This window comes from Candidatus Kaelpia imicola (assembly GCA_030765505.1).
GTDB lineage: Bacteria > Omnitrophota > Gorgyraeia > Kaelpiales > Kaelpiaceae > Kaelpia > Kaelpia imicola.
In genome coordinates this window covers 1-9847 of sequence record JAVCCL010000002.1, presented here as the reverse complement: position 1 = coordinate 9847, position 9847 = coordinate 1, and the positions used below count along the sequence as shown (strand labels likewise).

The 9847-nt window shown below is 36.7% G+C and carries 11 protein-coding genes; 1 reads left to right on the top strand and 10 read right to left on the bottom strand.

Going from position 1 to position 9847, the window contains the following annotated elements; all coding sequences use genetic code 11:
• Positions 1-257 precede the first annotated feature (257 nt).
• The 7 genes from P9L98_00465 to P9L98_00435 form a co-directional block, all read right to left on the bottom strand.
• Positions 258-1283, bottom strand: coding sequence for a hypothetical protein (locus tag P9L98_00465; GenBank protein MDP8215784.1), 1026 nt, complete (start codon positions 1281-1283; stop codon positions 258-260).
• Positions 1284-1448: 165 nt separating this feature from the next.
• Positions 1449-1808: a hypothetical protein gene (locus P9L98_00460; protein ID MDP8215783.1), complete on the bottom strand. Its 360-nt coding sequence runs from the start codon at positions 1806-1808 to the stop codon at positions 1449-1451.
• A 270-nt stretch (positions 1809-2078) separates the two neighbouring features.
• Entirely contained in the window at positions 2079-3071 is a 993-nt protein-coding gene (locus P9L98_00455; protein ID MDP8215782.1) for a HEAT repeat domain-containing protein, read from the bottom strand.
• A 5-nt stretch (positions 3072-3076) separates the two neighbouring features.
• Complete coding sequence (locus tag P9L98_00450; protein MDP8215781.1) at positions 3077-4828, bottom strand: HEAT repeat domain-containing protein; 1752 nt, start codon at positions 4826-4828, stop codon at positions 3077-3079.
• 78 nt (positions 4829-4906) lie between these two features.
• Positions 4907-5458, bottom strand: coding sequence for a hypothetical protein (locus P9L98_00445; GenBank protein MDP8215780.1), 552 nt, complete (start codon positions 5456-5458; stop codon positions 4907-4909).
• Positions 5455-5802, bottom strand: coding sequence for a hypothetical protein (locus P9L98_00440; GenBank protein ID MDP8215779.1), 348 nt, complete (start codon positions 5800-5802; stop codon positions 5455-5457). The genes P9L98_00445 and P9L98_00440 overlap by 4 nt, the downstream gene beginning before the upstream one ends.
• A 48-nt stretch (positions 5803-5850) precedes the next feature.
• On the bottom strand, positions 5851-6576 hold the full coding sequence (locus P9L98_00435; GenBank protein ID MDP8215778.1) for a hypothetical protein: 726 nt from the start codon (positions 6574-6576) through the stop codon (positions 5851-5853).
• A 135-nt stretch (positions 6577-6711) separates the two neighbouring features.
• On the opposite strand from P9L98_00435, the gene P9L98_00430 reads away from it, so the two are divergent.
• Positions 6712-7197, top strand: a complete 486-nt coding sequence (locus tag P9L98_00430) for a phosphotransferase (GenBank protein ID MDP8215777.1) — start codon at positions 6712-6714, stop codon at positions 7195-7197.
• A 303-nt stretch (positions 7198-7500) separates the two neighbouring features.
• Here the strand turns inward: P9L98_00430 and P9L98_00425 are convergent, their stop codons facing one another.
• The 3 genes from P9L98_00425 to lexA form a co-directional block, all read right to left on the bottom strand.
• Positions 7501-8241: an SIMPL domain-containing protein gene (locus tag P9L98_00425; GenBank protein ID MDP8215776.1), complete on the bottom strand. Its 741-nt coding sequence runs from the start codon at positions 8239-8241 to the stop codon at positions 7501-7503.
• 24 nt (positions 8242-8265) lie between these two features.
• A complete protein-coding gene (locus P9L98_00420) occupies positions 8266-8781 on the bottom strand; it encodes an ORF6N domain-containing protein (GenBank protein MDP8215775.1) in 516 nt (171 codons plus the stop codon).
• A 192-nt stretch (positions 8782-8973) separates the two neighbouring features.
• Complete coding sequence (lexA, locus tag P9L98_00415) at positions 8974-9606, bottom strand: transcriptional repressor LexA (GenBank protein ID MDP8215774.1); 633 nt, start codon at positions 9604-9606, stop codon at positions 8974-8976.
• Positions 9607-9847 lie beyond the last annotated feature (241 nt).

The following is a 9847-nucleotide window of genomic DNA, read 5'->3' as shown; positions in this document are numbered from 1 at the left end:
TGAGAAGTTATATTTTCTTATCAGCCAGTCTGTCTGATAGAGCCTATGCTCACGCATTAAGATATCACTGTTTGAATATCTTGAGCTCTCACCTTTTAATGTGCTCTCCCCCAACCCTCTCTGATAAGCACTGAAATAGACTCTGTTAAGATTTAATCTCTTATATAGCCCCCAGGAGTAATCTACTATATTTTTATCAGTCTCATCTGTTGCACCAACTATAAAAGGATATATAATGAGTTACTGTAAGAATGAATTTATTGCCCGATACTTACTCCCCACATTTGATAATATTCTGTAAAATCAAAAACTAGATCTCTAAACGTGCTTAGCTCATTATAGTGATCTATTGATCTTAGTAGTTCTTCAACCTGTATATTGAGAGTAGTTGCCTGATCATTAAAGCCCAGAAATATAGATTTAGCTATTCGCCAAGCATCAAAAACAACCTTAGCGCTTTCTGTTAATCCATTTTTGCGCATATATTCAACGGCTCTATCATCAATCATGGTCCAACATGAGCGTAGGGAATCCCCGACGATCTGATACGCTATTGCATCAGCCAATACTTCATGGAATCTACCTAAGAGAACATCTAACGGAAAATTATTCTGATAAGGAGCAAAATCAAATTGAATTAAGCCGATATATTCAGAGTAGAAACCTTGTTGAAGGGTTATTAGTTGCTCTTCGTATGTAGCTATTGGCAGTTCTGATAAATTATGGCCTAATTCATGAGCAATCATCGTTTTAGCTGCCAATATATAATCATCGCCCATCTCTTCATAAATCTCAAAAAGATTATCTAAATCAAAGGAGAGTATGGAAACATAATCTTTATCTGTAAATAAATCGGGTGTAATTCCTTCATGCCAAAATAAATCCGCTTGATTTAGTTTAACTATTGCCGCGCCGGCATTAGCACCTTTAAATCGAAATAAAATTCCATCTGTCTTAATCTCTTTATTAAACCGATTGGATGCAAGGTCTTCTACTTCCTCAATAATCCTATAAAAATCTAATATAAATGAAGGTTTTATGTTGTGTTCTCTCATAGCCTTCAACAATAAGTGCAAATTACCGGAATCAAAAGCCGGCTCTTTCTGGAATTTTATTCTTGGAAATAGCTCCTCTATCTTTGCAAGTGTTTCGCTGAGCTCTCTGATATTCTCGGGTATACGATTAAAATCCGTTTCCTCTTTAATTCTTCTGGCATCTGCAGGTGAGGATAAAGTCAATCCTACCCCTATTATGAATAAAATAATCCCTTTGAAGTATTTCATAATGTGTAATACTTTTATAGCCAATCCCCTTTCTATAAATATGCCATATAGTTGGGGAGATTACAAATTAAAGGTTTTAATCTACTTTCCCCTCAAAAACTAATATACCCACTCACCTTTCGTTATGTTATTAAATATAAGCAGTAAATGATAGATCTGGTTGGTTTAATGTATGATGAGTTGTTCTGAATCGGCCCAGAAAACTTCTCCCAGATGATTAACTTTTACCCGTATACGTTTGTCGCCTATGTGTTTGATGTAGATGTAGTGCTGGGGGTAGTTTAAGTTTACCACCTCAACAGGACAATCAGGGGTTTCTATGGTTGCTTTAATCTGCTCTACCGTGATTTCAGGATAATATCTATTGATAATGTTTTGTAGAGTTTCATCTGTAAGTATAACTTTGCCTTGTTTTTCTGATAAAAAAATTGAATGGATAGGTTCTTTTACCCTTCTGGACTGTGCGGTGCTGTTAATCAGCAAAACAGCCAGAAATACTGCAATTATAGCGTTTCTTTTTCTCACCTCTCCCCCTTCGGTATGTTGTTAAAATTATAGCATATTTAGAGGGTGTTTGTCTAAGGTTGGGAGTTTAGGTTGAGGGAGCCTAAATAGCAATTTTTCTACTATACCAGCTAAGCGGCTGGGGAGAAAAGGTGTCTGTCACCTCTTTCGCTAAAAAATAATCCATAGAGTAGGGTTTTGCCCGTTGAGCCCGTTTTGTTCGTTAGGCCAGTTGTGAGTTCAGGTAAAAGAAGCCTGAGCACAGCCCATTATTAGGGGGGGGGTGTTAGGTTAAAGTGAAAATATTTTAAGTACGTTTGAAATTTTATCTATTAGATTATTAGATTCAGGACTAATTGTTGATAGTTGTTGAGAAGCTGTTGTGCGAACAAAACTTGAGGGATCATTTAAAAATGCATTAAGAAGCGGTATGGATTTTTCGCGGATGAGTAAACTTACTTGCCTTAGGGCCCTTGCTCTTATTAGTTCATCAGGATTTTGTAAATTTTCAATAAGTCCCGGTTGAGTAGGATTTATAATTATATTTCTAGTTTCTTCCCAGGGTATAAAGCGATAATCAACGTTGAGTTGACTATAAAATACAAGATGTTCCCGGAGTCGCTGATCTTCTGTGCCGCTGTAATCTACATCTGAATACGTAGATATACTGTCATAGTTATGTCCCAGCCAGCGCTCCCCCGTATTCGGGTTGATTAAGTTGTCTGTATTATAAATGCCAATTCCAGCACCAGCTATTACATAATGAAAACCGCCTGCTTGAATTGCAACAGTTAGGTCAGGTTCGCTGGGGTCTGGCCAGAATCGATCAGTATGTGAATGTCCGTAACTTGGTATAAGCCCCACCATTCGTAGTTGTCTTAATTGATGCGGCATGGTTGCTTGCCTGCTGTTACCTTTTATCATAAACCAGAGACCCATCGCGGGAACTTCGATGAGCGATAATTCAGAATGCGGGTTTAATATTGCTAATTCAAAAATATCTTCAAGGCTGGGTTTTTGTTCGAGAAGAAAATAGGTTCTTTCAGGCGTAGTGTATATCACAAGTATTTTTAGAGCATCCGTAAAGGTTCTCTTTTCAATGTCTGAAAACTGCAAAGCTAATGAGCGCGTTTCTTCATTGATAGCCTGCTGTATGGCTCCCCAGTCAATATCGCTAAGGAAATCAAGGTTATGCCGGGATTTCATCCTTCTGGCCTGGGCAGGATAGGACAAAAACAAAATAACCCCGACTATGCATAAAATAATCCTTTTAAAGTATTTCATAATTATTAGGGGTATTCTCTTTTAATAATTGCGGCAATAGCATCTTCTGCAGAACTTCCAACAAAAATATTTGGATCTGCAAGCATCTTCTCAAGCAGCGGCAAGTCATCAAGGGTTCCGATTTTACCAAGTGTCTCAGCTACCACGTGTGCTCTGATGTTTGGGTATTCATGGTTCCAGTAAGGGCGTATTAATTCCCTGATAGAATTTAGAGTTTCTTCTGATTCGGTAGACTCTATTAAGAGGTTTAATAAATAAGGGCTGGCTTCACTCTCTTCTAAACTTAATTTTATACGGTTAAGAAAGTGTTCTATAGCGGGTTGATAATTCTGCAACAGAAGTGCTTGTGCAACTATGTCTTTTATTTCCCCCTCTTCCTGGAATTTTCTAATCAGTAAATCATTTGTCTCTTGCTCATTAAGATACGCTAAACAATGAGCAGCCATGTATACTTCACATCTTTCTCTGGATTGATGATCTTGAAGTATAAGAGTTAAATTGTCACGAAGCTGTTTTGAGTTTATTTGCTCTATAGCATCCATGAAAAATCTGGTTTTATTGTAGCTTAAGTGCACACCGGCAAGAGAGCTGAAAGCATCAAAAAAATTAAAATCAGTTAATACGTTCTTTATCATTGCAGTGATTTCATCAGCCCTTTCATCTTGAGTATTTTTTTCCATCGCTGTTCCTATGGCCTGGGCTATTGTCGCTGTTCTTATTTTTAATGATGGATCAGCATCAAATAAATGTAAGACCTCGAATGCTTCTTGCTCTGTTATGGAATCTTTGAAATAAGTCATTGCTAGAATTGATATGCTGGAAACCACAGTTTTACGAATATGTTCTGATGGGTCTTTTGAAAATGCCTTAAGTAAAGGTAGAGCTTTGCTTCTAATCATCGTGTATATGTGCCCTAGGGCACGGACTCTTATAAATTCGTTTGTACTACTTAAGTTTTGAACAAGACTTTGGATTTTGGGGGTTATGGTGTCTTCGTCAACCTCTTCCCAGGGAATGAACCGATATTGCAGATTTATTTGTTCATAAAGAGCTAGACGGTCAGCCAATTGTTCCTCTTCTGTGCCCATATAATTGATGTTAGCTATATCTTTAATATTTATGTGTTCAAGCCAGCGTTCTCCTGTCTTGGGGTTAATAAGATTATCAGCATTCAATATTCCTATTCCTGCTTCGGCAATAACATAATGAAATCCTCCGCCCAAAGATACAAATTCAGCATCACCTACACTGCCGATCGGCCAGTAATAACCGGGATGGGTATGTCCTGCACTTGTAATCAATCCGTTTATAAGTATTGTGTTTAAGTTATGGGGAAGCTCCACAGATTCCATTCCTTTAACAAGCAGCCATTTATCTGCTTGAGGAATATATAACACTAAAATCTCAAATGTTCCGTCAGCAAGTTTTAGCGCCTCTTCTGTTCCTTGAAATGCGAGTAAATGCAAATCTTCTTTGCCTGGTTTTTGAGTTAATAAAAAGCAGGTCTCTTTAGGGGTTGTGTCTTTTTGCATTTCAGTTAGAGCATCTTCAAAATTCCATTCAGGTTGTTGCGTAAATTGAGAAGTCAATGATAGGACTACTTCATCTAAGGCCGTCTGGATTACTTCTAAGTCTATTCCTTCAAGTATATGAGATAAAAAGTTTCCTTTTACTCTCCTTGCATCTGCGGGATAGGAAAAAAGCAAAACGACCCCCACGATAAATAAAATAGCCTTTTTTAAATATTTCATTTTCATGTTTTTATGGTCAATCCCCTCTTTTTATAAATATGCCATATAGTTAGGGAAAATACAAACTCAGAAGGAGCTTTTATATTACGAAACAAGCAACGCTCCTGAAGAGCACATGGGGTCATAAACTACCCCGCCTTCAAAACCGAGATTATGGAACCACTCTATAATTTTAATCTGAATAGGTAAGTCGTAGGAGTCAAGCCCTGCTATGTATACCGGTTTTGTGGCAATGTCGTCCCAGTGAGAAACTGTAAGAACTTCCAGTTCAAACGGAAATATTACTTCAAAACCATTGCCTTCTAAATAAGGAAATATATCGCTATCTATTATCTCAGTTTCTTCTTCTGTAAAGGACTCTTCTTCTAACACATAATCTGAAAGTAAACCCACAGCTTTAGAGTTTAAAAGTATTAATATGTGCTCTTTAAAGTGTAAAAAACGCAGAACTCCATTTGAAAAGTCTTCTCTTTCCGCAATAATGACTTCCTGTTCTCTTTGAGTAACGGTTTGGATTAATTGTAATAGTCTACCTTCTGCTTGTGAAGATGCATCCTTTGTTCTCCGTGCATCACAAGGATAAGATGAAAACAGAATGACGGCCATTAAAACCAGGAATATCTTTTTATTCTTCATTGTTTTTCAGTTAAAGGAAGTGGGTGAGCTACTTTATTACCGCTAGTCTCCTCAAGAAGCATATCAATTTCTTTTTTCATAATATCTTTAATCTCATCTGAGACTAAATCCGGGTCTAATAGATCAATAGAGGCTTCGAATTCGAACCTATCCTGAGGAGTAAATTCTTCGTTTCTTATCCTGTCTATATAAAGACGAAAGTCCATCATCAGTCGAATATTATTATCTATAGAGGTTTTCAAGCTGTCGGGGATAGATCTATCTATGCCGTATTCGCCAAACAATAAGTAATCTAACCTTTGCTCTCTACTAAAGACCTTCAGAAAAGAGGCACTTTGTGCCATCTGCTCTATAATGGTATCGGCGGCCAATCCTAAAGGTCTATATCCCAGTCATAATCCCGGAATTTGAGAGGGATAATTTTCCGAATACCCGTATATATCACCTATTGCAACTACTTTAGAGAAAATCAAGGCATCGTGTAAAAGTTTTAGGTCTTTTTCGTTTGTTAAATCTAAACCGGGCATAAGGTTTTTTATGTACCCAATAGCCCGATTAGATAATCTTTCTTGGGCTTCTATTGTTTTTATTATTTCATCTACCAATTCGGCTTCCCCTTTAAAGTCCTCATCTACCTTAAGTTTGGTAAAATCTATCATTAATTGAATAGCTTCTAATTCTATTTTTGACAAACCTAATACATCTAAATAAGCTTCGACAATAGCTTTACTTTTCTCTTCATGTCCTTTGGAGCAACATTTACCATCTACCGGGATATAGACTCCTGTATCGTGAAAATAGGTAGCAACTCTTGCTAAAGTCTGAATTTTATCTATATCATAGAGCAGTAAGCCTCTGTCCCCCAGTCTTCTGATTTGCTCTACAACAGTGTCAATAAACTCCAGGAGTGAATTAATATGTATATAATTGTGATAACCCACACTATCTTTAACCGGGCTGCTTTGTGTGTGTTGCCAAACAATCTCTCTGGCTTTATCTAAAGTCATATCATCATACTGTTTTAAAGGACAGGAAGCGTCTACTACCCTCCTGGCATAAGAGGTATTTATAAGTAGCATAGATAAGAATATTGTTAGAATAATACTTTCTTGCTTCACCCTTCCTCCCCATCCAAAGCTGTTCTTAAACGCCTAGTTAATTCAGGGTTTTGCACTCTTCTGGTAATACCTGCTGATGAGCGCAATGAGGTAGAAAATTTTATTTTAGAAAGCTATGATTTCATTGTCACTCAGATGGATGCAATAGAGCAGAATTTAGCCGAACTAGGCTATGATACTTTGCCTAAAACAGTAGTTCATGGTGATTATGTCAGGAAAAATGTTATTTTAAATGGCAATGAAGTAGCTCTTGTGATTGACTGGGATAGAGTAGTTTTAAAAGAAACCAGGATGTATGATATTGTCTGGGCTATGTTTTCATTTGCAGCGGTGGGAACAGAAAATATATCTTTTCTGGAAGGTGACGAAGAAAAGTTTAAAGATGTTAATACATTCTTAAAGGCATACCATGAAGTTAATCCTTTAACTTCGGATGAAATGAGGTTAATTCCTGAAATTTACAGAGCCATAATGATTGAATTCTTTTCATATACCAATAATCCTCACAAACAGATTAGCATGAGAAATCCCGATTCTCTAAATTTCTACAGAAAAGTGCTTGAGAATTTGAAAAAAATAGACACTCTGGATTGGGAAAAACTGATAAATTTGATTCCATAATAGCTGTATGTCTATGTAAAATCCTAAGACTTGAAGATTATCAATATCCGGCTCTTTAGTTTTTCTTGATAATTGCGCATATAATGCGTTAAACTTATATCAGAATCACGATGAGAGGCTATACAGAAGGGTAAGTCCTGCGATAATGCCTCTCTTTTTTTATCCTTTTTACGTTTAACTTAGTATTTGTCTTTTTCTTCAACTGTTGCAAAAAATGCAACAACTAAATTTTTGCTTAACCCTTTTTCTTTAAAAACTATTATCTATTTTAATTCTATTTTTCTAACCCACTGTTAATATAATTTACTCTATTCCAAACCTAGCATGCACTATGGCTATGACTTTCTTTTCAAGTGATGAGGTATCATGATTGCCATACCAGGATACATCGTAGGAGTTTACGGGGTTTATTTGGAAAGTACCCATTTTAGCTGATCGAATAGCTCCTATCTTATTATCCGTTGAAGCTGCTATTCTTACAGCCCTCTCTTTAGCGTTCTCTGTAGCACGAGCAAGCATTTCAATCTTTAAATCTGAGAGATTTGTATAAAAATACTCAGGAGCATCTGACATAAACTGTATCCCTTGATCAAGAAGCTCTGTTGACTGACGGGAGATATCAGTTATCTTATTAACATCATATGATCTTATTTCAATCTCTTGAGCCACTAAATAGCCTTCTATCTCATTTGTATTATGGCCTTCTTCTGTTTTCTTGTAGAGAGTAGCATTCTTAATCTGTGAGACTACTATCTCACCCTCTTTAATGCCTTTTGACAATAGATATGCTTTTACTTTTTCAAGATCACCTTTAAGCTGTGAATAAGCACTCTTTAACTCTGCATCTCGTCTTCTAAACTCAGAAGTCCAGACTATGTAATCAGATACTATATCTTTTTCAGCCGATCCGGATACTTCTATTATCTCTTCAGTTAGTTTCTTTACCTGGATAACACCTTTTGATAGTATCACTGTTGAAAATACTGTGGCACAGACAATGCATAGCCCTAAGATGATGATTTGAACATTTTTTAATTCTCCCATCCTCATACTGCACCTCCTTTTGGTTTAATGATTATGGAACCCGATCCTAGTTTTTGGTTTCTCCGATGGAGTTATTAATTGCCGGATTGCATCAAATATAGCCTCTATATCTTTGCTATGTTTTCCTACCCTCTTCTCAAGTAATATTAACTTACGGAGAAGATCTTTATGGGTAGATATAAGCTCTCTTAGTTTGACAAATGTACGCATAATGGCGATATTTACTTGGATAGCACTTTTACTCTTTAAAACACTAGATAGCATGGCTACGCCTTGTTCGGTAAAAGCGTAAGGATTAGCACGTCGCGAGCCACCCCAGCTTGAAGTCACAATTTGTGATTTCAAGTTTTGATACTCTCTATTTGAGAGCTGAAACATAAAATCTTTAGGAAATCTTTCAATGTTACGTTTAACAGCCTGGACCAATACTCTTGTTTCGACATCATAAAGCTTAGCAAGGTGAGTGCTAAGCATAATCTTATGCCCTCGGATTATAAAAATATTTTCTGTGATTTTCTTTTGCATAATTAATTTCTTCATCTTTACCTCCCTTAAATACAAAAAACCCTTGCTTAGTCTGTTAAACAAACTAAAACAAAGGTTTTTCTTTTTTATAGTCCAGGTTCCCCCTTCAAACGCAGGACTTTCAAACTATGTTTTTATCTTACTACTATTCCTTGCTCTGTCAAGATTGGATCAATATGTTTACAATGGCATACACTATACCATTACTTATTTCCATGATTTAGGTATAATTGCTAAAACTATCCCCTGAATCTGAAAATCATCAGTTAAAATAATTGGTTTATGTTTTTCATTAGAAGAGTTTGGTTTTAAAATAATCATATCTTTAGTTCTGTGAAACTCCTTAATTGTTGCACCGCTGTCAATCAAAGCAACAACCTTATCCCCTTCATTAGCTGTCGGCTGCTGTTTGACTAAAATAAGATCGCCTTCATTAATCCCAGCTTTATCCATAGAGTCTCCCTCTGCATGCAATAGAAAGTATTTTGCCCCCGGTTTTGCAATAGAAGTAGATACAGGAACATAACCTTCTATGTTTTCCTCTGCTAACATTGGCATCCCGCATGATACAACACCCACCAAGGGTATATTTGTGGTCTGGGCATGTACTGGACCAAGATCAGGGTCCATGACAAGCTGATAACCGCCTTTATCAAGCTTTCTTATAACACCTTTCTCCCCAAGCTGCTGGAGGATATCCTGTACTGACCGAGGAGATTTATAGCCTAATTCAGCCATTAACTCCCGGATAGAAGGATTGCGAGACTTCTGCATTAGCCAGTTTCTGATATGAGAAATGGCTTCAAGCTGTTTTCTTGTAAATGGGCTATTATTCTTCATACATACAAGTGTATGTTGTTGTATGTATTTTGTCAAGGGAAAATAAAGGAATGAGTCTATAGGAATATTACTTAAACTGCTCTTTTACTTTGGGGCGGGTAAAATAAAATAATACAATGCAGTTAAAGATAATCCATGGAAGATTTGGTAATAATGACTGTTTAAAGACTATGCTATTGATTATATGCGTAAGTATATCGACCGCTGCAAGTAACATAAATAGCTTTGGTCCCCAATCCTG